Annotated in this window: 25 protein-coding genes; 11 read left to right on the top strand and 14 right to left on the bottom strand. The window is 68.6% G+C overall.

Annotated features, from left to right (window positions below; genetic code table 11):
* Positions 1-6: 6 nt before the first annotated feature.
* The 4 genes from ABZ803_RS27450 to ABZ803_RS27435 form a co-directional block, all read right to left on the bottom strand.
* On the bottom strand, positions 7-930 hold the full coding sequence (locus ABZ803_RS27450; RefSeq protein WP_357043574.1) for an aminotransferase class IV: 924 nt from the start codon (positions 928-930) through the stop codon (positions 7-9).
* 61 nt (positions 931-991) lie between these two features.
* Positions 992-1,249, bottom strand: a complete 258-nt coding sequence (locus ABZ803_RS27445) for a Txe/YoeB family addiction module toxin (protein ID WP_357043572.1) — start codon at positions 1,247-1,249, stop codon at positions 992-994.
* Entirely contained in the window at positions 1,246-1,494 is a 249-nt protein-coding gene (locus ABZ803_RS27440; protein ID WP_357043570.1) for a type II toxin-antitoxin system prevent-host-death family antitoxin, read from the bottom strand. The genes ABZ803_RS27445 and ABZ803_RS27440 overlap by 4 nt, the downstream gene beginning before the upstream one ends.
* Positions 1,495-1,595: 101 nt before the next feature.
* Positions 1,596-2,021, bottom strand: coding sequence for an SgcJ/EcaC family oxidoreductase (locus tag ABZ803_RS27435; protein ID WP_357043568.1), 426 nt, complete (start codon positions 2,019-2,021; stop codon positions 1,596-1,598).
* Between the two features lie 84 nt (positions 2,022-2,105).
* Here ABZ803_RS27435 and ABZ803_RS27430 point away from each other — a divergent pair, with 84 nt between their 5' ends.
* Positions 2,106-2,669, top strand: coding sequence for a TetR/AcrR family transcriptional regulator (locus tag ABZ803_RS27430; RefSeq protein ID WP_062972281.1), 564 nt, complete (start codon positions 2,106-2,108; stop codon positions 2,667-2,669).
* A gap of 60 nt (positions 2,670-2,729) precedes the next feature.
* Here ABZ803_RS27430 and ABZ803_RS27425 read toward each other — a convergent pair whose 3' ends face one another.
* Positions 2,730-3,764: an aspartate-semialdehyde dehydrogenase gene (locus tag ABZ803_RS27425; RefSeq protein ID WP_357043565.1), complete on the bottom strand. Its 1,035-nt coding sequence runs from the start codon at positions 3,762-3,764 to the stop codon at positions 2,730-2,732.
* A 3-nt stretch (positions 3,765-3,767) separates the two neighbouring features.
* Positions 3,768-5,033, bottom strand: coding sequence for an aspartate kinase (locus tag ABZ803_RS27420; RefSeq protein WP_040864436.1), 1,266 nt, complete (start codon positions 5,031-5,033; stop codon positions 3,768-3,770).
* Positions 5,034-5,196: 163 nt separating this feature from the next.
* Between ABZ803_RS27420 and ABZ803_RS27415 the strand changes: the two genes are divergently transcribed.
* A complete protein-coding gene (locus ABZ803_RS27415) occupies positions 5,197-5,610 on the top strand; it encodes a secondary thiamine-phosphate synthase enzyme YjbQ (RefSeq protein ID WP_357043563.1) in 414 nt (137 codons plus the stop codon).
* A 90-nt stretch (positions 5,611-5,700) separates the two neighbouring features.
* Here ABZ803_RS27415 and ABZ803_RS27410 read toward each other — a convergent pair whose 3' ends face one another.
* The gene (locus tag ABZ803_RS27410; RefSeq protein WP_357043561.1) at positions 5,701-6,276 is read right to left on the bottom strand and encodes a dihydrofolate reductase family protein; all 576 of its coding nucleotides are present in this window, start codon (positions 6,274-6,276) and stop codon (positions 5,701-5,703) included.
* A gap of 28 nt (positions 6,277-6,304) precedes the next feature.
* Positions 6,305-6,880, bottom strand: a complete 576-nt coding sequence (locus tag ABZ803_RS27405) for a dihydrofolate reductase family protein (RefSeq protein ID WP_357043559.1) — start codon at positions 6,878-6,880, stop codon at positions 6,305-6,307.
* A 55-nt stretch (positions 6,881-6,935) separates the two neighbouring features.
* Here ABZ803_RS27405 and ABZ803_RS27400 point away from each other — a divergent pair, with 55 nt between their 5' ends.
* A complete protein-coding gene (locus ABZ803_RS27400) occupies positions 6,936-7,529 on the top strand; it encodes a TetR family transcriptional regulator (protein WP_357043557.1) in 594 nt (197 codons plus the stop codon).
* 64 nt (positions 7,530-7,593) lie between these two features.
* Complete coding sequence (locus ABZ803_RS27395) at positions 7,594-7,785, top strand: DUF1918 domain-containing protein (protein WP_040864432.1); 192 nt, start codon at positions 7,594-7,596, stop codon at positions 7,783-7,785.
* 84 nt (positions 7,786-7,869) lie between these two features.
* On the opposite strand, the gene ABZ803_RS27390 is transcribed toward ABZ803_RS27395, so the two are convergent.
* Positions 7,870-8,217, bottom strand: a complete 348-nt coding sequence (locus tag ABZ803_RS27390) for a sporulation protein (protein ID WP_357043555.1) — start codon at positions 8,215-8,217, stop codon at positions 7,870-7,872.
* A 252-nt stretch (positions 8,218-8,469) separates the two neighbouring features.
* On the opposite strand from ABZ803_RS27390, the gene ABZ803_RS27385 reads away from it, so the two are divergent.
* Both ABZ803_RS27385 and ABZ803_RS27380 read left to right on the top strand, forming a co-directional pair.
* The gene (locus tag ABZ803_RS27385) at positions 8,470-8,928 is read left to right on the top strand and encodes an SRPBCC family protein (RefSeq protein WP_040864430.1); all 459 of its coding nucleotides are present in this window, start codon (positions 8,470-8,472) and stop codon (positions 8,926-8,928) included.
* Positions 8,929-9,011: 83 nt separating this feature from the next.
* Positions 9,012-10,223, top strand: coding sequence for a low temperature requirement protein A (locus ABZ803_RS27380; protein WP_357043553.1), 1,212 nt, complete (start codon positions 9,012-9,014; stop codon positions 10,221-10,223).
* Here the strand turns inward: ABZ803_RS27380 and ABZ803_RS27375 are convergent.
* The 4 genes from ABZ803_RS27375 to ABZ803_RS27360 all read right to left on the bottom strand — a co-directional run bounded on the left by ABZ803_RS27375 (position 10,201) and on the right by ABZ803_RS27360 (position 15,370).
* Positions 10,201-11,076 (bottom strand): ion transporter, encoded by an 876-nt coding sequence (locus ABZ803_RS27375; RefSeq protein WP_245548799.1) that lies wholly within the window; start codon positions 11,074-11,076, stop codon positions 10,201-10,203. The genes ABZ803_RS27380 and ABZ803_RS27375 overlap by 23 nt on opposite strands.
* A gap of 106 nt (positions 11,077-11,182) precedes the next feature.
* A complete protein-coding gene (locus ABZ803_RS27370; RefSeq protein WP_357043551.1) occupies positions 11,183-12,802 on the bottom strand; it encodes a GMC oxidoreductase in 1,620 nt (539 codons plus the stop codon).
* 76 nt (positions 12,803-12,878) lie between these two features.
* Positions 12,879-14,507 carry an alpha/beta hydrolase gene (locus tag ABZ803_RS27365; protein ID WP_357043549.1) on the bottom strand — a complete coding sequence of 543 codons (1,629 nt, stop codon included), beginning with the start codon at positions 14,505-14,507 and terminating at the stop codon, positions 12,879-12,881.
* Positions 14,508-14,602: 95 nt separating this feature from the next.
* Entirely contained in the window at positions 14,603-15,370 is a 768-nt protein-coding gene (locus ABZ803_RS27360) for a sulfite exporter TauE/SafE family protein (protein WP_357043547.1), read from the bottom strand.
* A 269-nt stretch (positions 15,371-15,639) separates the two neighbouring features.
* Between ABZ803_RS27360 and leuA the strand changes: the two genes are divergently transcribed.
* Together leuA and ABZ803_RS27350 are read left to right on the top strand one after the other, a co-directional pair.
* On the top strand, positions 15,640-17,433 hold the full coding sequence (gene leuA, locus ABZ803_RS27355) for a 2-isopropylmalate synthase (protein ID WP_357043545.1): 1,794 nt from the start codon (positions 15,640-15,642) through the stop codon (positions 17,431-17,433).
* 262 nt (positions 17,434-17,695) lie between these two features.
* Positions 17,696-19,324: an AAA family ATPase gene (locus tag ABZ803_RS27350; RefSeq protein ID WP_357043543.1), complete on the top strand. Its 1,629-nt coding sequence runs from the start codon at positions 17,696-17,698 to the stop codon at positions 19,322-19,324.
* A 36-nt stretch (positions 19,325-19,360) separates the two neighbouring features.
* Here ABZ803_RS27350 and ABZ803_RS27345 read toward each other — a convergent pair whose 3' ends face one another.
* Positions 19,361-20,296 (bottom strand): LysR family transcriptional regulator, encoded by a 936-nt coding sequence (locus ABZ803_RS27345; protein WP_357043788.1) that lies wholly within the window; start codon positions 20,294-20,296, stop codon positions 19,361-19,363.
* A gap of 102 nt (positions 20,297-20,398) precedes the next feature.
* On the opposite strand from ABZ803_RS27345, the gene ABZ803_RS27340 reads away from it, so the two are divergent.
* From ABZ803_RS27340 to ABZ803_RS27330, 3 genes are all read left to right on the top strand, one after another.
* Positions 20,399-21,349: an EamA family transporter gene (locus tag ABZ803_RS27340; protein WP_357043541.1), complete on the top strand. Its 951-nt coding sequence runs from the start codon at positions 20,399-20,401 to the stop codon at positions 21,347-21,349.
* 227 nt (positions 21,350-21,576) lie between these two features.
* Positions 21,577-23,349, top strand: coding sequence for an FAD-dependent oxidoreductase (locus ABZ803_RS27335; protein ID WP_357043539.1), 1,773 nt, complete (start codon positions 21,577-21,579; stop codon positions 23,347-23,349).
* A 76-nt stretch (positions 23,350-23,425) separates the two neighbouring features.
* On the top strand, positions 23,426-24,049 hold the full coding sequence (locus ABZ803_RS27330; protein ID WP_357043537.1) for a pyridoxamine 5'-phosphate oxidase family protein: 624 nt from the start codon (positions 23,426-23,428) through the stop codon (positions 24,047-24,049).
* The last annotated feature ends 57 nt before the right edge of the window (positions 24,050-24,106 follow it).

Raw genomic sequence — 24,106 nt, 5'->3', positions numbered from 1 at the left:
GGTGGACTACCGGGCCGCGGACAAATCCGTGACCCAGCCGTGCACGTTGTCGGTACGCAGTGCCGCGTAGTGGCGTTTGCGCAGCCCCTGGGAGATCGGACCGGGCACGCCGTTCGCCACGACGCGACCGTCCACCTCGACGACCGGCGCCGCGCCCGCCGACGTTCCGGTCACGAAAACCTCGTCGGCGATGTACAACTCGGTGAGATCGACGGTGCGTTCGACCACCGGAATGCCGTCCTCGGCCGCCAAGGTGAGTACGGTCCTGCGGTTGATGCCGTCGAGGATGTCGCAGGAGACATCGGGGGTGATCAGCGTGCCGTTGCGGACCAGGAAGATATTGGCCGCGCTGAGTTCGCAGACGTGCCCGTTGCCATCGAGGAAGACGCAGTCGTCGTAGCCGCTGTCGATCGCGTCCTGTTTGGCCAGCACGGAATTCACATACGCCCCGTTGACTTTCGCGCGGGACGGAATCGCGTTGTCCGGAATGCGCCGCCACGGACTCGACTTCAGGCGCATGCCGTCCTGCGGGACGATGGGCACCGCGTCGTAGACGAACATGCTGACCTGGATCGCGCAGCCCCGTACCCGGGTGCCCGGAATGGACTCGACCACATGCACCGTCGCCCGGACGAAAACGTCCTCGCGCGGAGCGTTCACCGCGATCAGTTCCACGACGGTCGCACGGAACCGTTCGAAATCCCACTCCGCCGCGAACCGATCGATTCCGATGATCTTGCAGGACTCCTCGAGCCGGCGGAAATGGTCGTCCAGGCGGAATGCCGTACGCGCTGCTCCATCCACATGCACCGGGAAAACGGTGTAGACGCTGAGTCCGTACAACACCGCCGACGATGCGACGCCCACCGTGGCGGCATCGGCCGCAACGATCCGGTCGCCGAGATACACATGAGGATGAGGATTGGCCATCGGCGCAGGCTAACAGCCGCGCCGAGCGCCGGGCGAGGCCTTTTCGGCGGGCAGACCGAGGTCAGTCGTAGTGTTTGCCCACCTTGGCGATCCAGATCGCATGGTCGACGACGCGGTAGACGATGCGATGCTCCTGCGTGATCCGCCGTGACCAGTACCCCGCCAAGTCGTGCTTCAGAGGCTCGGGCTTACCGATGCCTTCGAAGGGCTCCGCCATGATCGCCTTGATCAGTACATTGACCTTCTTCAGCACGAGACGGTCGCGCTGCAGCCACGCCGAATACTCTTCCCACGCGGATTCGGAGAAAACGACCTTCATTCGATGAGGTCGCGTTCGGCGCCGCCACCATTCTCGAGTTCCTGAATCGATCGGCGTAGGCGCGCCCCATCGCGCCCGCTGAGCAACTCCACGGTCGTCATCAGGGAGTCGTAGTCTTCCTTGGACATGAGCACAGCGTTCCCCCCTTTCGACACGATCTCGATCGTGTCGTGATCCTCATTGACCTTCCTGACCAGGGGAAACAGGTTCTTGCGCGCCTCACTGACGGTAATCGCGGCAGCCATGAGTCCCTCCAGCCAGTAGTACGATATATGGTACCACTCCCCCTGTCGTAGTCATCGGGCAGCTTCAGGGCCCGACAGAGGGCGACGTCGGCGCGAACGCGTCATTCACCGCTCGCCGAGCGGGCGAAGCGGGCGGTGTCCATGTAGTCGCGAAACAGCACGACCTCGCCGTCGCGGACATGGACGACGTTGACGGACGTGCGAACTCGAGCGCGGCCGGTTCCCGGGACGGTCATGTCGACCTCGTTCTCCACGAGCAACACCTCAGGGTCGGTGGTCTCGTAGACCCGGGGGTGGATGGCGTGCACTTCGATTCCGGAAAGTCCCGACCAGCGCTGCGCCAAGTGCTCGCGAATCGCCTCGCGGCCTTCCAAGCGGGCCGGGAGCCCGGGGACGGTGAACGGAATCTCGAAGATGGCATCGGGCGCGAACCGCGCGACGAACGCCTTCGCGTCGCGGGAGCGTAGCTCACCGAACAGCCGCTCGACCACCTCACGCGGGCTTTCGACGGGCGAGTCGAGAGTCATCACACACCTCCGAATAAGCGGAACGAACAACCCGCTTATCATTCGGAACGAGCGCCCCGTTTGTCAACAGTAAACTCGTCCCCCATGACCGAGCCCGAGCGCCGACCGCTGCGCGCCGACGCCCGCCGCAACCGTGAGCGGGTGCTGGCAGCCGCGCAAGAAGCGTTCGCGGCGGAGGGGCTCGCGGTGCCGCTGGACGAGATCGCGCGGCGGGCCGGTGTCGGCGCGGGCACCGTCTACCGGCACTTTCCGACCAAGGAGGCGCTGTTCGAGGCGGCGATCGTGGATCGAGTCGACCGGATCATCGCCTCGGCCAGGGAACTGGCCGACGCCGCCGACCCGGTGCCCGCGTTCTTCGACTTCCTCGCCAGGCTCGTGGCGGAAGGCAGCGTCAAACGCGATCTCGCCGATGCGGTGGGCGGCGCGGATGCCCCGGCGTACCTGCGGCCGGTGCACGAACTGAACACGGTGATCGGCACGCTGCTCACCCGCGCCCAGGAGGCGGGCGGCGTACGCACCGACATCGATGTCGATGACCTGATGCGCCTCGTCAAGGGCGCGTTCCTCGCCACCCACGGCAGCACGGCCACTCCCGCGCAGCGCGACCGCACCTTCGCCGTCGTCTTCGACGGACTGCGCGCCCGCTGATCGGGTCCGGAAACGACGAACGGGCCGCGGAAAGCCCGCGGCCCGTTCGATCGGTCCGTCTCAGCGGTCGCCGATCAGCACCTCGGCGATCTGAATGGTGTTGAGAGCAGCGCCTTTACGCAGGTTGTCACCGGAGATGAACAGCGCGAGCCCGCGGCCGTCCGGCACGCCCTGGTCCTGGCGGATGCGACCGACGAGCGACTCGTCGATGCCCGCCGCGGCCAGCGGGGTCGGCACGTCGACCAGCTTCACGCCGGGCGCCTTGGCCAGGATCTCCTTCGCCTGCTCGACCGAGAGCGGCTCGGCGAATTCGGCGTTCACCGAGAGCGAGTGGCCGGTGAAGACCGGCACGCGCACGCAGGTGCCGCTCACGGCCAGATCCGGGAGGCCGAGGATCTTGCGGCTCTCGTTGCGCAGCTTCTGATCCTCGTCCGTCTCGCCGGAGCCGTCGTCGACCAGCGAACCCGCCAGCGGGAGCACGTTGAACGCGATCGGGGCGACGTACTTGTTCGGGGCGGGGAAGTCCACGGCGCGGCCGTCGTGGGTCAGCTTCTCGGCGTCGCCGATCACCGCGCGGGCCTGGCTCGCCAGCTCTTCGACACCGGCCAGGCCGCTGCCGGAGACGGCCTGGTAGCTGGACACTATCAGGCGGCGCAGACCGGCGATGTCGTGCAGCGGCTTGAGCACGGGCATGGCCGCCATCGTGGTGCAGTTCGGGTTGGCGATGATGCCCTTGACCAGGTTGCGCGTCTGCTCCGGGTTGACCTCGCTGACCACCAGCGGGACCTCGGGGTCCTTGCGCCACGCCGAGGAATTGTCGATCACCGTGACGCCCGCCGCGGCGAAACGCGGCGCCTGCACGCGGGACATGGTGGCACCCGCCGAGAACAACGCGATGTCCAAACCGGACGGATCCGCGGTCTCGGTGTCCTCGACGACGATCTCGCGGCCGCGCCAGGGCAGCGTCTTGCCCGCCGAACGGGCGGAGGCGAAGAACCGCAGCTCGTCGGCCGGGAAGTCACGCTCGTCCAGCAGTTTCCGCATGACGGCGCCGACCTGCCCGGTCGCGCCGACGACTCCTACGCGAACTCCCATGACCTATCGCCCCGTTCCCGCGTGGACCACCGCGACCTCGTCGCCGCCCAGATCGAAGGCCTTGTGCAGCACCTGCACGGCCTCGTCCAGTTCGGTGTCCTTGACCAGCACGGAGATCCGGATCTCCGAGGTGGAGATCAGGTCGATGTTCACACCCGCCTCGGCGAGCGCCTCGCAGAAGGTGGCGGTGACGCCCGGGTGGCTCTTCATGCCCGCGCCGACCAGCGACACCTTGCCGATGTGATCGTCGTAGAGCACCTGGGAGAAGCCGATCTCGGCCTGGCGCTTGGTCAGCATCTCGACCGCGCGGGCGCCCTCGGACTTCGGCAGCGTGAAGGTGATGTCGGTCTTGCCGGTCTCGATCTTCGAGATGTTCTGCAGGACCATGTCGATGTTGATCTCCGAGTCGGCGACGGCGCGGAACACCTTGGCGGCGTAGCCCGGTTCGTCCGGCAGCCCGACCACGGTCACCTTGGCCTCGCTGCGGTCGTGCGCGACGCCGGTGAGGATTGCTTGCTCCAAGGGGATGTCCTCCATCGATCCGTAAACGTAGGTGCCCTGCTTGTCGGTGTAGGACGAGCGCACATGCACGGGCACGTTGTAGCGGCGGGCGTATTCGACGCAGCGCAGCATCAGCACCTTGGCGCCGCAGGCCGCCAGTTCCAGCATCTCCTCGTAGGAGACCTGCTCGAGCCGCTGCGCGTCGGGCACGATCCGCGGATCGGCGGTGAAGACGCCGTCCACGTCGGTGTAGATCTCGCACACATCGGCCTGCAGCGCGGCCGCCAGCGCGACGGCCGTGGTGTCGGAGCCGCCGCGACCCAGCGTGGTGACGTCCCTGCTGTCCTGGCTCACGCCCTGGAAGCCCGCGACCAGGACGACGAGACCCTCGTCCAGCGCGGCGCGGACGCGACCCGGGGTCACATCGATGATCTTCGCGTTGCCGTGCGCGCCGGTGGTGATCACACCCGCCTGCGAACCGGTGAACGAGCGGGCCTCGGCGCCGAGGGAGTGGATGGCCATGGCGACCAGCGCGTTGGAGATGCGCTCACCGGAAGTGAGCAGCATGTCCATCTCGCGGGCGGGCGGCGACGGCGCCACCTGCTGGGCGAGATCGAGCAGCTCGTCGGTGGTGTCACCCATGGCGGAGCAGACGACCACCACATCGTGGCCCTGCTTCTTGGTCTCCACGATCCGTTCAGCGACGCGCCGGATACGCTCGGCGGTCGCCACCGAGGATCCTCCGTACTTCTGAACCACGAGAGCCACGACAGGGTCCTCCAAGATCGACAACAAACTGGTAACAGTCATTCAGGGTACCGGCCGGGGCCAGCGGTTTTGCCGCTACCTACCCGGCTTGTGGAAAAGCCCACAGCCGCATCCCCTCCCGGTCGCGCCGTGCGGGCCGCGGCGGATGAGGGACGATGTGCCCATGAAGAGCACACTGCTCGAGGTGCGAACAGGCCACAAGGAAGTGGTACAGGACATCACGCCGCAGTGCGCGACTTTCGCGCACGAAGCGGGCGGCGACGGGCTGCTGCACGTCTTCGTGCCGCACGCCACCGCGGGAATCGCGGTCATGGAGCTCGGCGCGCGCAGCGACGACGATCTGCTGGCCGCACTGCGCGATCTGCTGCCCGCCGACGACCGGTGGCGGCACGCGCACGGCTCGCGCGGACACGGACGCTCCCACGTCATGCCCGCCCTGATCGCGCCGTACGCGACCGTGCCGGTGATCGGCGGGAAGCTCGCCCTCGGCACCTGGCAGTCGATCGCGCTGGTCGATCTCAATGTCGACAACCCGGACCGGCAGGTGCGACTGTCGTTCCTCACCGACGCCACCTGACCCGGATTTCTCCGGGCGGAGCGATAACGGAAAGATCGCTGCCGCACCGACCACCGCACCCGGCCGGTGCGGGCGGCCGGATTCGCCGGGTCAGGTTCGGGTGAACCAGCTGACCTGGACGCCGTCGCCGATGGCCTTGCGCTCGGCCGGCCGGAACAGCGTCGGACGGAACTCGCCCGCGAAGGCGGGTACCCCGGTGCCCGCGACGACCGGATAGCTCTTGATCACCAATTCATCGATCTCCTCCAGCAGCGCGGCGGCGAGCAAGCCGCCACCGGCCAGCCAGATGTCCTTACCGTCCTGCCGCTTCAGTTCACGGACCAGCCCCACCGGGTCGCGCTCGACCAGTTCGACCGCCGGGTCATCGATACGGCCGAGCGTGCTGGACACCACGTACTGCTTCATGTGGGCGTACGGGCTGGTCACGCCGATGGCCAGGGCGGGGTCGTAGGTGCCGCGACCCATGACGAGAGTGTCGAACTTCTGATTGGGCGCGTCCGCGGCGAGGCCGATGTGTGGCCGCACGTGGGTGGGTAGCGTCTCGGGATACTCCGCGCGCAGCCAGTCCCACATGTCATCGCCCACCGGAATGAAGTCGATCTCACCATTCGGCCCCGCGATATAGCCGTCGAGGGAAAGACCGACGAAATAGACGAGTTTTCGCATGAAATACCTTTCGGATGGAAGTCGGGGCTCAGGCCCGCGTGAACCAGGTGACCTGCGCGCCGTTGCCGAACTCCTTGCGCTGTACCGGCGCGAACAAAGTGGGACCGAACACGCCGGAGAACGCGGATATCCCGCTGCCCGCGACCACCGGATAGCTCTTGATGATCATCTCGTCGATCTCGCTCAGCAATTGGGCGGCGAGTTCGCCACCGCCGACCAGCCAGATGTCCCCGCCGTCGGCTTGCTTCAGCTCCCGCACCAGGCCGAGCGGGTCGCGTTCGACCAGCTCCACGGCCGGATCGTCGATGCGCCCGAGCGTGCTGGACACCACGTACTGCTTCAGGTGCGCATATGGGCTGGTCACGCCTTCGGACAGGGCCGGTTCGTAGCTGCGGCGGCCCATCACCGCCGTGTCGCACCGCTTGTTCGGTTCGTCCACCGCCATCCCCACGAGCGGACGCAAGTGACTCGGCACGAATTCCGGATACCGGCCGTTGAGCCACGCGCCCATTTCGGCGTCGGACGGATAGAAGTCGAACTCCCCCGCCGGGCCCGCGATGTAGCCGTCCAGCGATACCGCCACGTAGTAGACAAGCTTTCGCATACCAGCACCTCACTTGTAGTACTCTGTTCGTAGTGGTTGAAAGATAGTACTACGAATGGAGTGGTGTCAAGTGCGGACCAATCCGGAGCGACGACAGACGCTGGTCGACGCCGCGATCGAGGTCCTGGCGCGCGATGGGGCGCGCGGGCTGACCTTTCGCGCGGTGGACAAGGAGGCCGGGGTGCCCGCGGGCACGGCGTCGAACTACTTCGCCAACCGCGACGACCTGCTCACTCAGGCGGGCCGGCGGTTCTACGAGCGGCTACAGCCGAGCGAAGCCACGATGACCCAGCTGACCGAAGGGCCGAAGACCCGCGCCAATATCGTCGAGCTGATGACGGAGACGGTCGGACGCATCGAGGCTTTCCGCACCGGCTACCTCGCGCTGCTCGAATTGCGCCTGGAGGCGACCCGGCGGCCGGAATTGCGCGCGGTGCTGACCGAGCGGGTGCGCGAGGACATCGACTACAACGTGCGCAACCATCTGGCGGCGGGCCTGCCCGGTGACGAGAAGTCGGTGCTGTTGCTCTACCTCGCGCTGAACTGGCTGATCGTCGATCGGATGACGCTGCCCGACGTGTTCACCGAGGAGCAGAGCCAGGCATTGATCGAAGCCGCGGTCGAGCGTGTGATCAGCGCGGACGACTGAATCGGATCCGGCGCCTTCGCCCGAGCGGTTGTGACGCGCACCACTGGCGTTCGATAATGGGGCGATGATCGCACATGTAGGAGATCGACTCTGCGTGCATGGACACGTGGTGGGAGAAGTGGATCACCTGGCCGAGATCATCGAGGTCCGCGGGCCGGAGGGGACGCCGCCCTATGTGGTGCGCTTCTCCGACGGTCACGAGTCGCTGGTGTATCCAGGGCCCGACGCGATCGTCGAGCCCGCCACATCGGAATGAACGCCGCGCCGGATCGCGCGCCGGGCGGCCTCGCCCGCGCTCGGTCCGGCGCTCGCCGACGGGAGACGCCGTTCGCCGCGCCGGTCAGGCGCGGCGTTTGGCGTAGCGAGTCAGCGCGAAGGCCAGCACTCCCGCGATCAGCACCTTGCCCGCCGTCTCGATGATCGCGTTGACATCCACGGCCGGATGCCAGGTCAATCGCCCGTCGCGGAGCACATAGGCGCCGACGGGCTTGGCGCCTACTCCGAACGCCACGCCTTCCCCGGCGCCCTCCCCGTCCGGACCGTTCCCGGTACCGCCGCCTCCCCCACCGCCGCCACCGACCGAGGCGGCGGGAATGACTATCGCCCCATCGGATTCGTAGGGCTCGCCGTAGACCCGGCGCACCGTGATCGCGTCCCGCGCCTGCGCCAGCAGTTCGGCGTATTTCATGACATCCTCCCGCCCGACCGACGGCGCCGCAGACCGGCGCCCATTCGGATCCGATGGTAGGCGCGCGAACCTCCGGCCGGCCCCATCCTTCCGTCCGGAAGTTGTTCCGGCGGTAGCCGATCGCCGATCTCGACCTGATAACGGCACGTTATCCGGTTAGCCGAGATGTGGTCTCGCACAGTCAGGTTGACGAACCGGACAAATCGCGGAGACAATCGGCCGACTTGTCCAACCGGGGGTCGGAGGTATGCCATGCGCACCAAAACGGATATCCGATTCTTCGTCGATACCGATCCCGAACAGGTCATGGATGCCCTGACAGCCGTCGAATCGCTGCCGGAATGGTCGTCCTCCTACAGTGACGTCCGGGTCGCCACCCGCGACGCCCGGCGCAGGCCGCGGCGCGTTTTCCTCAAGGCGGAACTGCTCGGCAGCTCGGATCTGCAAGTGCTCGAATATGATTGGACCGACGACCGGTCCTCCTGGGTTGTCGCCGACAGCACCCGGGGCGTCCGGGGCGGCGGCTTTTTCGAAGTGTCCGACAGCGTCGACGGCACGCACGTCTGGTACCACGTCGAGCTCTATCTGCCCCTCCCGGTTCCCGGATTTCTGCTGAAACGCACTTTCCGCAAGGCCAATGAAGTGGTCGCGGAGTGTTTCATCGATTTCGCCGAGCGGTTCCCCGAAACGGAGACCTATCAACCCGTGTAGCCGCGCTGTGCTCTGCGCGAAATCGGCGGGCGGGCGCGGCAGCGAACCGGCGCCGAACCGGTCGGGGTGCGACGATGATCGGCATGATCGGTTCCAAACGAGTGCGCTTCCAGCCGATGGCCGAAGACGCCTCGGTGACGCAGCTCGAGCTGTTCTTCGACCTGGTGCTCGTCTTCGCGCTGACCATGGTCACCGGCTTGATCGCGGACGACACCAGCGCGAAGAACGCGCTGCGCGCGGGGCTCGTGCTCGCGGTGATGTGGTGGCTGTGGATCGCCTACTCCTGGCTCGGCAATGTGGTCCGCGCCGACGAGGGCATCGCACGGGTGGCGATGTTCGCGGCCATGGGCGGCGCGTTCCTCGCCGCGCTCACCATCCCGGAGGCGTTCGACGACAAACCCGGCGGGTGGTTCGGGCCGCTGGTCTTCGCCGTCGCCTACCTGGTGGTGCGGTTGGTGCACCTGGGGATGTTCTGGCTGGCCAGTGCCGATGATCCGCAATTGCGCGGCCAGCTGCTGCGCTGGGCGCTCGGTTCGATCACCCTCGGCACCACGCTGCTGGTCGTCGCCGCGCTGACCACCGGCAGGGTGCAGATCGCCCTGTGGATCGCCGCGATCGCGGGCGACTACCTGTGGACGTTGTTCGCAGGCACCGATTGGCGGTTGAACTCGGCCAGGCATTTCGTCGAGCGATACGGGCTGATCGTCATCGTGGCGCTCGGTGAATCGATCGTCTCCATCGGCATCGGGGTGGCAGGCCTGCCGATCTCTTGGCCGATCGCTCTCGGCTCGCTACTCGGCCTCGCCATTTCCGGTCTGCTGTGGTGGGCGTACTTCGACGTCGCCGCTCTGGCGGTGGAGCACGAACTCGTCCACGCCGAGGGCAAGCGGCAGATCAAGATCGCGCAAGGTTCCTACACCTTCTGGCATTTCCCGATGATCGTCGGGATCATCGCGCTGTCACTGGGGCTGAAGAAAGTCCTCTACTACGTCGGGGATTCCTCGCACCACACTCTGAAGGACGCGCTGTACGGTATCCCGCTCTACGCCCTCTACGGCGGCGTCGTGCTGTATCTGATCGGTCTGGTGGGGTTCAAGCACTTCGCCACCGGCACCGTCTCGATGCCCCGCGTGGTCGCCGTGGCGGTGCTGCTGGCGCTCGTCCCGCTGGCCTGCGCCCTGCCCGCGCTGGCGTCGCTGGCCCTGCTGTGCGTCGTCCTGATCGCGCTGATCGCTTGGGAGACCGTGCGTTTGGCGCAGCCGCGGGACGCGATCAGGCACGCGGCGCCCGAGTGACGCGATGCCGCACGCAGTCCTCGTCGGGTGTCGGCCCGTACGCGGACGGCGGCACCCGCACCCCGTCGCGGACCGCGTCGCGGATCTGATCGATGTTCTCCCGCAGCACGTCCGCGACGAGTTCGTCGGTGCGCGGATCCTCCAGCACCTGGAACACGATGCGGAAGGTGGTGTCGGCGATCAGCCGGATGATCTCGTCGTGGAACGGGATGTAGCGCACCCGGCCCGCCTGCGGGTCCTTCTTGATCAGCTCGAGGATCATCTCGTCCAGCTCGGCGCGGTTCTCCTCCAGGGCGGCCGCGATGTTGCGGGTGTAGTGGCCGGTGCGCAGCACCTGCGCCACCTCGTCCATCACCGCGATCGTCATCGGACGGCGGATGGTGTCGACGATGGTCGCGACGAACCGGTTCACCACCGCGGCCGTCACCCGGTCGCCGAACAGGCGATCGGCCACCCTGGCGAGCCGGACGACGATCACCACGATCCGCAACAGCCGGAAGCCGCGGAAGAACAGGCTGGTCACCGGGATCATGCCGAGGACCTCGTACCAGTACACGAGCGGGAAGGTCCACGGCCAGCCCGCGCGGCGCCAGCGCCACAGGAACTCGATCGCGAACACCGCGCACAACGACCAGTCGGCGACCACGACCGCGTGGTAGGTGTGCCCGGAGACCGGGAAGAAGGTGATCCAGGCGACCAGCGCCACGGAGATGACGGCCAGCGCGAGCATCACGAAATCGGTCCACAGCATCGGCGGCTTGCGCGGATAGTCCTGCGGCTGCGGCGATTCCCGCAGCCCGTATCGATCGGCGGAGGAACTCTCGATGCCCGAGCTGGAAGCGGGAGCGGACACTGCGAATCCCTTCGACGCCGAACGGTGCCGCCGACATTAGTACGCCGAAAGCATGCTCGGCACGGTTGGCGATACTCCCGGACGCACCGCCCGGAGACCTACGTGCTCAGCGACCGGCGCGAACGATCGCCTCGATATTGCGTTCGGCCAGCGCGGCGATGGTGAGCGACGGATTGACCGTCCCCGTGCTGCCCGGTATCGCCGCGCCGTCCATCACGTAGAGGCCGGGATGACCGTGCACGCGGCCGTAGCCGTCGGTGGCCCGCCCCAGTACCGCTCCGCCGAGCGGATGCGCGGTGAACAGCGCGTTCGCGTCGTAGCCGAGTGCGCTGTACTCGACGAGGGCGTCCGCTCGTTCGGCGATCCGGTGGTCGACCGCCCTGGCCGCCGCCACGGTGTCCGCCCGGTTCTCGGCCGACCAGCTCAGCCCGACCCGGTTCGCGGCCCGGTCGTAGCCGAACCGGGTACGGGTGGGGTCGAGCACCATGCCGAGCGAGGCAAGCGCGCCGGTCTCGAACGGGATCCCCGGGATGTACCAGCTCTCCAGGGTCAGCGGTACGCCGGATTCGTCGAAGATACGGCTCGCGCTCGGCACGCCTTGGCCGTGACCGGCGAGCGCGCTGGCGCCGCGGGCGAGCACCACATCACCGTTGGTGCCCCAGCCGTCGCCGACGTGTTCGTTCAGGTTCGGCAGCGCACCGGTGGCCTGGGCGCGGACCAGCAGTTCGGAGGTGCCGATCGATCCCGCGCCGAGGAAGAGCCGGTCGCAGGTGAGGATGCGGGTGGACAGCACATCGCCGGTCGGCGACAGCTTCGTCACGGTCACCGCGTAGCGGCCGCCGGATTCCTGCGCGATGGCGTCCACCCGGTGGCCCGGGAAGACCCCGCACCGTCCGGTGCCCTGCGCGTAGGCCAAGTAGTTCTGGTTCAGGTCGAACTTGGCGCCGTTGGAGTTGCCCAGGTTGCTCCTGGCCGCCGTGGCCGAAGGCTTCGCGCCGCCCGCGAGTTCGGCGCGCAGGATGTCCCAGTTGAAGATCGAGTCGTTCGCCTGCGGCTGGTAGCCGGCTTTGCGCACTTGGTCGTCCCAGGCGCGGGAATGCGTGAACGGCGAGGAGTTGTAGATGTCCGCGGGCATCGGGCTCAGCCGCAGCATGTCCCGCACGCGCGGGTAGTAGACGCGCTCCATCTCGCCGTAATCGACGGTGCCACCGAAGACGTGGTCGAAGAAGCGGCGCTGCGGGGCGATCATGGCCCCGCTGAAGATCACCGAGCCGCCGCCGACCGCCGCCGCGCGCCAGACGTCGATGCCCGGATACTCGGTGCAGTCCAGCACGCCGCCGAAACTGGCGAAATGCATCGGCACCTTGGTGACGCCGGTGAACTGGGTGCGGTGCCAGAAGCCGCGGCCGTCGGGCAGGTCGTCGCCGGTGAAGATCTCCCGCCACGGATCGTTCGGCCAGCGCGAACCGCGTTCCAGCACGGTGGTGACGATCCCGGCCTCGGCCAGGCGCAACGCGGTCACGGCGGCACCGAAGCCCGAGCCGATGACGATCGCGGGCGAGTGCTCCGCCGGGTCGGGAATCGGGGCGAAGATCTCCGGCACCCAGGCGCGGAACAAGGCCTCCCACATCGGGTCGGCGGACGCCGTGCTCGTCCCCGTCATCGTCCCCACAGCACCGAGCAGGGCTGCGGTGCCCGCCGCCTTGAACAAGGCACGTCTACGCACCGGTCACCTTCCATCATCAGGCTTAGCGTGCGCAGATTACCGGTATTCCCGTTTTGTGAACAGATATCCGTTTTTGCTATCGGTCGAACGGCAGCTCATCGGGGCGACAGGTCGCTCCGGGGGCGGGTAGCTGTAGGTCGATGAGATAGCGCTCGCGCAGCTTCCTGGTGCATTCGTTCAGCGGGGTGTGCCCGTACCCGTCCTCGACGACGACCAACCGGGCGTTCACCAATTCCTGCTGCGCGCGCCGCGCGCCGCTGAGCGGAGTGACCGGGTCGAATCGGTTGTCGACCAACACTGCCGGGGTGTCCGATCGCAGGATCCACGGCCCGGTATACCGCTGGGCATACCCCTCGGGCGGGGACGGCCAGAAGGCGCAGGCGTGGAGCAACGACAACCAGAACGCGCCGTAGGTCGGACTGACGCCCGCCAGATCTCTTGCCATGCCCGGCCATTGGCCGGGATCACGCGGAAAGGTGTTGTCCGCGCAGGAAATCGCGGTGAACGAGTCGAGGAATCCGTCCGATTGCCCGGTCGCCGAGAGGATCTCGCCCACCGCGTCGGGATTGCCCGCCGGCCCGCGTTCCAGTTCGGCTAGCAGTTGGGCCAGGGCGGGCCAGCCCAGCTCCGGGTCGTACAGCAACAGCGCGTGCGACGACAGCACCTCGGCATAGGTGACCGTCCGCGCCCGCTCTCCGGCCCCCACCACGAGCGGACCCTCGCGAAGACGTTGCAGCACAGCGTCATTGCGGGTGCGCAGGTCGGCGGGGCGGACGGGAGCGCCCGCACCTCCGCTCACAACGGCATCGCCCTGGCCGCCCGGCGCGGCGAAGGCGCAGCGCTCCCGTCCCGCGTCCGCGCACAGCCGCAGGAATTCACCGAGCACTTCTTCGGTTCCGGCCGCGCGGTTCTCGACGGCGCTGCGCGTGTCGTTGGTGTATGTGTCCGGGTCGATCACCGACGCCAGGTGCAGCGCGCGCACCCGATCGCCGAACAGCGCGCCGTATACCTGGCCCAGGTAGCTCGCGTAGGAACCGCCCTCATAGGTCAGCTGCGGATCGCCGACGGCTCGGCGCAGCAGGTCCAGGTCGCGTGCCGCGTCGACGGTGGTCAGGTGCCCGAGCAGCGCGCCGCCGTGGGCCGCGCAGCCGGCGGCCAGCTCGCGGCTCGCGGCGTCGGCCGCCCGCTCCTGCTCGGGGTTCGCCGGCGGCAGCAACGCGCCGGACCAGAACCGCCGCTGCTGCTCGGTGTCCGCGAAACACCGCACCTGCCCGCTCCGGCCGATACCGCGCTGGTCGAAGGTGATCACGTCGAAGCGGCGCGCGAGCTCGCCGCCGAGCAGCTCCCCTTGCTCCGCCCAGCGCAGCCCCGACCCACCGGGGCCGCCGACGGCGGAGAACAGCGTGCCGATCCGCCGCTGCGGGTCGGTGGCCTGCTGACGCACCACCGCCAGCCCGAGGGTCGGCCCGTCCGGGTGCGCGTAGTCCACCGGCACCTGCGCGGTCGCGCATTGGAACCTGTTCAGCTTCGGCTCCGCGCACGGAGCCCACTCGAGCAGCGGCGTCGGCGCCGCGTCGGCCTGCGCGGCCAGTTCGGCGACCGCCGACTCGTGTCGGCTCGGCGGACCGCCGCAGCCGCTCACCGCGGGAAGGGCGGCGGCGAGGGCGGCGGCGATGACGATCTTCCAGCTAGGCACGGCACTCATCCTGTGCCCCGTGCGGGCGGGCGTCGTCCCCCTGAGGATTGACATCCCACCCTGAGATCTTCGCGACACGACCTCGGCACCCGACGCGACCCTTCCTAGGACGCCATCAGGCGGATCACCGCGATGAGGCCGACGACGACGATGACCGCGCGCAGCACGACCGGCGGCATCCGCCTGCCCAGCCGTGCGCCGAGCTGCCCGCCGATGATCGAGCCCAGCGCGATCAGCACCGCCGCACGCCAGTCGACGTCCGCCACGACGATGAAGATCAGCGCCGACACCGCGTTCACGATCAGGGCGAGCGCGTTCTTCACTCCGTTGAGGCGCTGGATGTCGTCGTGGACGAAAACGCCCAGCAAACCGATCAGCAGCACGCCTTGAGCGGCTCCGAAGTACCCGCCGTAGACACCTGTGGCGAAGATCGCGGCGAACAGGACGGGGCCGCCGTGCGCGGGCGCCGGGGCGCCGTCGTTCTCCCTGCGGCGTTTGACCCAGTCCGCCAATCGCGGCTGCACGACCACCAGCACCAGTGCCAGGATGATCAATATGGGCACGATCGCCTTGAACGCGCCGGCCGGTAAGACCAGCAGCAGGACCGCGCCGGTGATGCCGCCGAGCAACGACGCGGTGCCCAGCCGCACCAGCCGGTCGCGCTGGCCTGCGAGTTCCCTGCGATATCCGTGCACGCCGCTGATCGAGCCGGGGACCAGACCGATGGTGTTGGAGACGTTCGCGGTCACCGGGGGAAGGCCGAACGCCAGCAGAACGGGAAACGTGAGCAGCGTGCCGGAGCCGACGATGGTGTTGATGCCGCCCGCCGCGATGCCCGCACCGAAGACGGCCAGTTGCTCCAGCCAGGTCATAGCCAATCCTTCGACGTCCCGTCGGACCACGGGCCCGTACAAGCGTTGTCCACTGCCGGACCGAACGGTAGCCGGGTCGTCGGATCACCCGATGATGGACCTCCCTTCCCGCGCGAACAGCGGCACGGTAAACTCGCGGACATCATGCAGCGGGCACTTCTTCTCGACCGCCGCGACGGGGTCTGATCGGACCGGCTCCCGTCGCGGGGTTTTGCCGCGCCGGTCGACCCAGCCCATTGGGAAAAACGACATCCTCGGGAGAAACCCCCATGTCCCCTGCTGACGCATTCGTATCCGCCGCGCGCACCATCACCGCGCCGAGCAAGCCCGCCCCAGCCGACCAGCCCGGGTGGAACACACAGAAGAACTCCTCGATGCCCACGTTCCGGTACCGGCCGTTCGCCGAGGAGGTCGAGCCGGTCACGCTGCCCGACCGCACCTGGCCGGACCGGGTCATCGACCGGGCGCCGGGCTGGTGCGCGGTCGACCTGCGTGACGGCAACCAAGCGTTGATCGATCCGATGAGCCCCGCCCGCAAGCGCCGCATGTTCGACCTGCTGGTGCGGATGGGCTACAAGGAGATCGAGGTCGGGTTCCCTTCGGCGAGCCAGACCGATTTCGACTTCGTCCGCGAGATCATCGAGGACGGCGCGATCCCCGACGACGTGACCATCCAGGTGCTGACCCAGTGCCGCCCGGAGCTGATCGAACGCACGTTCGAAGCATGCGCGGGCGCGCAGAGCGTCATCGTGCACTTCTACAACTCCACCTCGATCCTGCAGCGGAAGGTGGTGTTCCGCGCCGACCGCGAGGCGGTGAAGAAGATCGCCACCGACGCCGCCGCGCTGTGCCTGGAGATCGAGCAGCGCTACCCGGACACCTCGTGGCGCTACGAGTACAGCCCGGAGTCCTACACCGGCACCGAACTGGAGTACGCCAAGGACGTCTGCGACGCGGTCTCGGCGATCATCGCCCCGACGCCGGACAAGCCGCTGATCATCAACCTGCCCGCCACCGTGGAGATGGCCACGCCGAACGTCTACGCCGACTCGATCGAGTGGATGAGCCGCAACCTGGCCCGCCGCGACTCGATCGTGCTGTCGCTGCACCCGCACAACGACCGCGGCACCGCGGTGGCCGCCGCCGAGCTGGGCTACCAGGCGGGCGCCGACCGGATCGAGGGCTGCCTGTTCGGCAACGGCGAGCGCACCGGCAACGTCTGCTTGGTCACGCTGGGGATGAACATGTTCTCCCGCGGCATCGACCCGCAGATCAACTTCTCCGACATCGATGAGATCCGCCGGACCGTCGAATACTGCAACCAGCTGCCGGTGCACGAGCGCCACCCGTACGGCGGCGACCTGGTCTACACCGCGTTCTCCGGCAGCCACCAGGACGCCATCAACAAGGGCCTGGACGCGATGAAGGCCACGGCCGACGCCGCAGGGGCGGATGTCGACGACATCGTCTGGGAGGTGCCCTACCTGCCGATCGACCCGAAGGACGTCGGCCGCACCTACGAGGCGGTGATCCGGGTCAACTCGCAGTCCGGCAAGGGCGGCGTCGCCTACATCATGAAGACCGACCACGGGCTGGCGCTGCCCCGGCGGTTGCAGATCGAGTTCTCCCAGGCGATCCAGAAGATCACCGACGGCGAGGGCGGCGAGGTGACGCCCAAGGAGATGTGGGACGTCTTCCATGAGGAGTACCTGAGCCCGATCCGCCCGCTGGAGCGGATGCGCCAGAAGGTCACCGCGTCGGAGACCGACGGCGGGGTCGACTCCATCGTGGCCGTGGTGAAGGTCGACGGCGTCGAGCAGGAGATCACCGGCAAGGGCAACGGACCGCTGGCGGCGTTCGTCGACGCGATCGCCGCGGTCGGCTTCGACGTCGAGGTGCTGGACTACTCCGAGCACGCGATGTCCGCGGGCGACGACGCGCAGGCCGCCGCCTACGTGGAGTGCGCGATCGGCGACCGGGTGGTGTGGGGCGTCGGCATCGCCACCTCGATCACGACCGCGTCGCTGCGCGCGGTGGTGTCGGCGGTGAACCGGGCGCACTGACAGCGCATTCCGGAAGGACTCGGACGGGCGTCGCGACGGTTCCACCGCGCGGCGCCCGATCCCGCTGGCGCAGACCGGTTGTGGGCCGCGCCGCTCCCCACGTCCGGCACGCCTTCCGCGACACGGCGTAGCGAACCCCGTGCTAGCGTGGGATTCGCACTCCAAGCGCCGAGCTCTCTGCTCGAATTCCCGAGCAGATGGGGGAACCGTGACAACTAACGACCACAATCCGACCTCACCGCCCTGGCTGCAGAGTCATTCCGTGGAGACGGCCGAAGTCAGCGACGCGGAGTCAGCGGCCACCGATCCGTCGGCCGAACCGATCGGCGGCGAGGAAGCGAAGGAATCCGACGTGGCGGATGGGCCTGCCCAGCCGGACGCACAGCCCGAACAGCCGGAGCCGCAAGGCTCGACGGAGCAGACCACGGTCTACCCGCAAGCAGGCGCACCGGCGCAGGCTTGGGCTCCCCCGCAGGCCGGACCGGCCGAGCCCTACGGTTCGTACGCCCCGCCGAGCCCGGGCTCATATCCCCCTCCGTCGCCGTTTCCGGGGGAGCCGTTCCCTACCGGCGCATTTCAGCCGCAGCCCACTCACAGCGGTAGCCACCCGATAGCTCCACCTCCCGACGGACCCCATCCCGGTTACGGGGAGTACCGCCAGGAGATCGGCGGCGACGGCTTGGTCCGGCGGGTTCCGGTGGATTCCGCGCAGCCCGAATCCGGTGCGCCGCAGCAGGATCAACCCAGCGGCCCGATCTACAGCTGGGCGCCGCCGCCCCCGCCGGTGACCCATCAGCCTCCGCCGCCCCCATACCAACCGCCGCCTCCGCCGCCGCTCGGGCAACCGCAGATGCCGAGCTGGCAGGGCGGTCCGCCGCATCTGTCCGCACCGCCGTTCCAACCGCAGCATGTGCCGCAGCCCGGCCAGCCGGGACATTCGGTGAACGACCTCAACCTGCTCAGGCGGGCCCGCAGGGCGCCGCGCAGCGGTTGGCGCCGTGCCGTGCACAAGGCGTCCGGCGGCATGATCAACCCGGGCGAGTCGGCGGCCGACATCGTCTACCAGGACCTCGTCGACCGGGTGAATCAGCCGGTACGCGGGGACTACCGGATCGCGATCCTCTCGCTCAAGGGCGGCGTCGGGAAGACCACCACCACGGTCGGTCTCGGCTCCACCTTCGCCTCACAGCGCGGCGACCGGGTCATCGCGATCGACGCCAATCCCGACCTGGGCACGCTCGCGCACCGGGTGCCGCGGCAGACCCGCTCCACCGTGCGCAACCTCCTCGAAGACCAGCACATCACCAGGTACTCCGACGTGCGGGCACACACCTCGCAGGCGCCCAGCCGCTTGGAAGTGCTTGCCAGTGAACAGGATCCGGCGGTCTCCGAGGCGTTCAGCGAAGCGGACTACCGCAAGGCGATCGGCATTCTGCAGTCGTTCTACAACATCATCCTGACCGACTGCGGCACCGGCTTGATGCACTCCGCGATGGCGGGCGTGCTGGATATGGCGAGTTCCCTGGTGCTGGTCACCTCGCCCGCCATCGACGGCGCGCGCAGCGCGTCGGCCACGCTGGACTGGCTCGACCACCACGGCTACGGCAAGCTGGTGGAGCGAACGGTCGTGGTGGTGAACGCTTCCCGGCGCGGCGCGTCCACCGTCGATCTCGACCAGCTGCGCAAGCTGTTCCTCGACCGCACCCGCGCGGTGCAGGTGGTGCCGTTCGACGACCACCTCGCCGAGGGCGCGGAGATCGATCTGGAACTGGTGAGCAAGCCGACGCGGCGAGCGCTGCTGGAGCTGGCGGCGATGGTCGCCGACGACTTCGGCTACGTCAGCTCGCAGTCCCAGCATCCCTACCGGCACCAGCCGCCGCCGGGATTCTGACCGGTTCATCGGCCGACTCGGCGCCGCCGCCCGGAGCTACGCCCGGGCGGCGGCGCCTTTTCCGTGCGGCGTCCCGGAATCGGCCGTCGCCGACGCGGCGGCCGATTCGAACGCCGCGAGCACGGCCGCGATCGCCGGACGGGCTTCGGCCCGGGGCCGGGTGGCCAGTTCGTACATCCGGGCGGCACGCACACCGGACAGCCGCAGCACCGCCAGGTCGGGATGGCCCACGGCGTAGCGCGGCATGAGCGCGACACCGTAGCCGACGGCGACCAAGGTCTCGATGACGCGAAAATCGTTGAGGCGCTGCGCTATGCGCGGCTGCACGCCGGTCACGGTGGCGATCGAGCGCAGCACGTCGTCGACGGGGAATCCGCCCCGCACGCTCAGCCAGGTCTCGTCGGCCAACTCCTCCGGCGTCACGGCCGAGCGACCCGCGAGCCGATGCGTCGGCGCCGCGACGACATCGATCGGCTCGCGCATGAGCACCCGGGTCGCGACGCGCGGATCGGCGATGGGCGCGGCGCGTTCGTCGCGGTGGGTCAGGACCACGTCGTAGTCGGCCAGCAGTCGCGCCACCTCCGACGGTGGCACGTCCTCGTCCCGCGCGATCACCTCGACACCGCTGTCCACCATGCCGGGCAGCACATGCGGCAGCAGCAGGGCGCCGCCGGAGGGGAACACCGCGACGCGGACCCGGCCGCGCGGTGAGCCGCGATAGTGCGCCATCTCCGCGACCGCGCGATCCATCGCCGCGAGTACTTCGTCGGCGCGCACCACCAAGGCGCGGCCCGCATCGGTGAGCCGGACCCGTCTGCCGTCGGGTTCGAGCAGGGCCACGCCCGCTTCCCTGGCCAGCACCTTGAGCTGCTGGGAGACGGCGGAAGGCGTCATCGACAGCGCCGCCGCGACGGCGGCCACGGTGCCTCGATCGGCCAGTTCGCGCAGCACCCGCAGCCGCTCCAGGGCCATGGGCGGACCGGATGTGCCCGGGTAATCCATTAAGCAAAACTACATTATTCATCCAGTATTATTCGATTGTCCTGATGATTAGCGAGTCGCACGATGTAGTGCGTGACCAACCGCGACCGCCTGCTCGGCTTGACCGTCGTCCTGCTCTGGGGATTGAACTTCCTCGCCATCCGGGTGGGGCTCGACCACTTCCCCCCGTTCTTCTTCGCGGCACTGCGCTTCGCGGTGCTCGCGGTGCCCGCACTGCTGTTCGTTCCGCGCCCTCCGGTGCGGATGCGCTGGATCCTGCTGTACGGCACCGGGTTCGGCATCCTGCAGTTCGCGTTCCTGTTCACGGCGATGCGGGTGGGCATGCCGACCGGGCTGGCCTCGCTGGTCCTGCAGTCCTCGGCGCCTTTCACCGTGCTGCTCGGCACGCTGCTGCTGGGTGAGCGGCTTCGCCCGGCGCAGGTCGCCGGGATCGCCGTGGCGGTGGCGGGCATGGCGGTGATCGGCTGGGACCGGCTGGAACACGCGACCCTGCTCCCGGTGCTGCTCACCTTGGCGGGCGGGCTCGGCTGGGCCTTCGGCAACATCGGCGCGCGCCTGGCGGGTACCGAGACTCCGGGCGCCAACCCGCTGCATCTGATGCTGTGGACCACCGCCGTGCCGCCGGTGCCGCTGTTCGCGCTGTCCATGGTCGCCGAAGGGCCGACCACGGGCGCTCGCGCCTTCGCCGAGTCGTGCACAGCCGAGGGTTTGCCCGCGCTGCTGGCTCTCGCCTATATCGCCGTTCTGGCGACCGTCGCGGGCACGGGACTGTGGACCTACTTGCTCGGGCGCTACCCCGCCGGGCTGGTCGCCCCGTTCTCGCTGCTCGTTCCGGTCGTGGGGATCGCCGCCGCCTGGCTGGCACTCGGCGAGACACCGACCCCGTTGTCGCTGGTCGGAGGCCTGGTGGTGCTGGCAGGCGCGTTCGCCGCCACGTCGAGCAGGCCGCGGGCCGTGACGGCCGACGTCCGCACCATGGCACCGAGCGCCCCCGTGCCGGCCGGCTCCGGCCACCCGGCCTGACGAGGTCACGCCCCGATCCGGCACCGCCGACGGCAGAAGCCGCGGGCGGACGAACGCGCGCGACCTGATCGGCGCCGCCCGGACGCCGAAGCGCTCACGCCCGCAGTGGCACGAGTTCCGTACCTCGCACCGATCGCTTCGCGGGGTCGGTGCGAGATCCTCGAATTGCCGCCTTACAGTAGTGCCCGGCGTGGAAGTTGGTCCCGGTTCTAGCAACAGAGCGGCGCATGGCAGAAAATCGATGGACCGTATCGCGAAGAACACTGCTTCGTAACACGGTCGTGGCGGGAGTGGCAGCGGGTGCGCTGGCGGCGGGTGCGGTGCGACCGACGCCGGGCGCGGCGAATCCCGGCGGAAGACGGGTCGCGGTGCTGGGCGGCGGTGTCGCCGGTCTCACCGCCGCGCACGAGCTGGCCGAACGCGGATTCCAGGTCACCGTCTACGAAAAGCGCGCGTGGGGCGGCAAAGCCCGCAGCGTCGGCGTACCGGGCACCGGAGTCGAAGGACGACCGGACCTGCCCGGTGAACACGGCTTCCGCTTCTTTCCTGGCTTCTATCAGCACGTGCCCGACACCATGCGCCGAATCCCGTTCCCTGGCAACGCGAACGGCGTATGGGACAACCTCGTCGCGGTACCGGAAGCGCGATTCGCCCGCCGCGGCGGCGACGACTTCCGCGTCCCGCTCGGTCCGCGTTCCCGCGCCGAATTCGCACCGGACAGTTTCCGCGAAACGCTCGGCGCGGCGCTGTCGACCGCGCTGAAGATGCCCCCCGACGAGGGCATCTACTTCGCCCAACGCCTGCTGGTCTTCAACACCAGCTGCGATGCCCGCCGCGTCGGCCAGTGGGAGCGCACCTCCTGGCACGATTTCGTCGGCGGCCACGCCCGCTCGCACGAGTTCCGCGCGCTGCTCTCGCGCACGCTGACCAGCATCATGGTCGCCGCGAAGGAGAACGTGGCGAGCGTGCGCACCATCGGCACGATGGGCGAGCAGTTCCTCGGCAATCCGCTGGGGATCGGCAACGACGGCAGCTTGGACCGCGTGCTCAACGGCCCGACCACCGCGGTCTGGATCGAGCCGTGGATGCGGCGGATCCGCGAACTCGGGGCCGAGTTCGCGCTCGGCACCGAGGTGCGCGAGCTGGAGGTGCGCGACCGCAGGATCGTCGCGGCCCGCGTCGTCGACGAAACCGGCGCGCAGCGCACGATCGAGGCGGACTATTTCGTCGTCGCGCTGCCCGCCGAACGAGCGCGCACCCTGTGGTCGCCGCAGGTGCTCGCCGTCCAGCCGGAATTGGGGGGGATGGACAACCTCGTCACCGACTGGATGAACGGCATCCAGTTCTATCTGCGCAGGTCGGCCGACATCTCGCGCGGCCACACCGCCTATATCGACGCGCCGTGGTCGCTCACCTCGATCAGCCAGAACCAGCTGTGGCGCCGCAAGCTGACCGAGTTCGGCGACGGCGCTGTGCGGGACTGCCTGTCGGTGGACATCTCCGACTGGAACACCCCCGGCATCCTGTTCGGCAAACCGGCCAAGGAGTGCACGCACGAGGAGATCGCGCGCGAGGCGTGGGCGCAGATCCGGGCGCACCTGGACGACCGCGGCGAGGTGCTGGGCGACGCCGACCTGCACTCCTGGTTCCTCGACCCGGGCATCACCTGGCAGGAGGGGCAGCGGCGCAATGCCAACGCCGACCCGCTGCTGATCAACACCGCCGGGTCGTGGGAGTACCGTCCGCAGGCGCACGGCGCCCTGGAAAACCTCTTCCTGGCAGGCGACTACGTGCGCACGAATGTCGACCTCGCGACCATGGAGGGCGCCAACGAGTCCGCGCGCGCCGCGGTGAACGCGCTGCTGGACGTGGCCGGTTCCAACGCGGAGCGCTGCCGGACGTACACCCTCTTCCGCGCGCCCGAACTGGAACCGCTGCGCCGGATCGACGCCGACCGCTACGCGGCCGGGCAGCCGAACCTGTTCGACGTGCCGGTCTGAACGGATGTGACCGATCCCCCTTCGCCGGAACCGCATTCGATCGCCATCGCCGCGGGGGCGGTGCTTGAATCGAATCATGAGCGAGATCACCGACCCGGCGGATCTACGGGCGTTGCTCGGCGAAGTCGCGCCGCGCACCGCCACCAAGGAGCGGCCCGCGCTGCACGCCAGGGACCGGGAGTGGATCGCCGCCTCCCCGTTCCTGGTGATGAGCACCAGCGATGCGAACGGCAACTGCGACGCCTCCCCGAAAGGTGATCCGGCCGGGTTCGTGCGGGTGCTCGACGACACCACCCTCGCCGTGCCGGAGCGCCCCGGTAACCGGCGCGCCGACGGCTACCTCAACATTCTGGCCAACCCGCATGTCGGGCTGCTGTTCGTGATCCCGGGCCGCCGCGAGACGCTGCGGATCAACGGCCGCGCCCGGCTGGTGCGCGACGCGCCCTACTTCGACGACATGGTGGTGCGCGGGCACCGCCCGATCCTCGCCGTCGAGGTGGATATCGACCAGATCTTCTTCCATTGCGCCAAAGCGTTCATGCGCAGCCACCTGTGGGAGCCCGAGCAGTGGCCGGAGGACACCTTGCCGAGCGCTGCGTGCCTGGTCAAAGAGGTGCAGACGAACGTAACCGAGACGGTGGAGGAACTGGAGCGCTACTACTCGCCGGAGAACTACGCGGCCAAGCTCTACCGGGACTGAGCCGCGTGGCCCACGCCACCCGACCGCGGCGCGCCCGGAGCGCGGCGCGAACATAGA

Source organism: Nocardia sp. NPDC047648 (assembly GCF_040642815.1).
Classification (GTDB): Bacteria; Actinomycetota; Actinomycetes; order Mycobacteriales; family Mycobacteriaceae; genus Nocardia; species Nocardia gamkensis.
The sequence above is the reverse complement of the archived record's forward strand: the minus strand, read 5'-3'. Positions and strand labels throughout refer to the sequence as shown.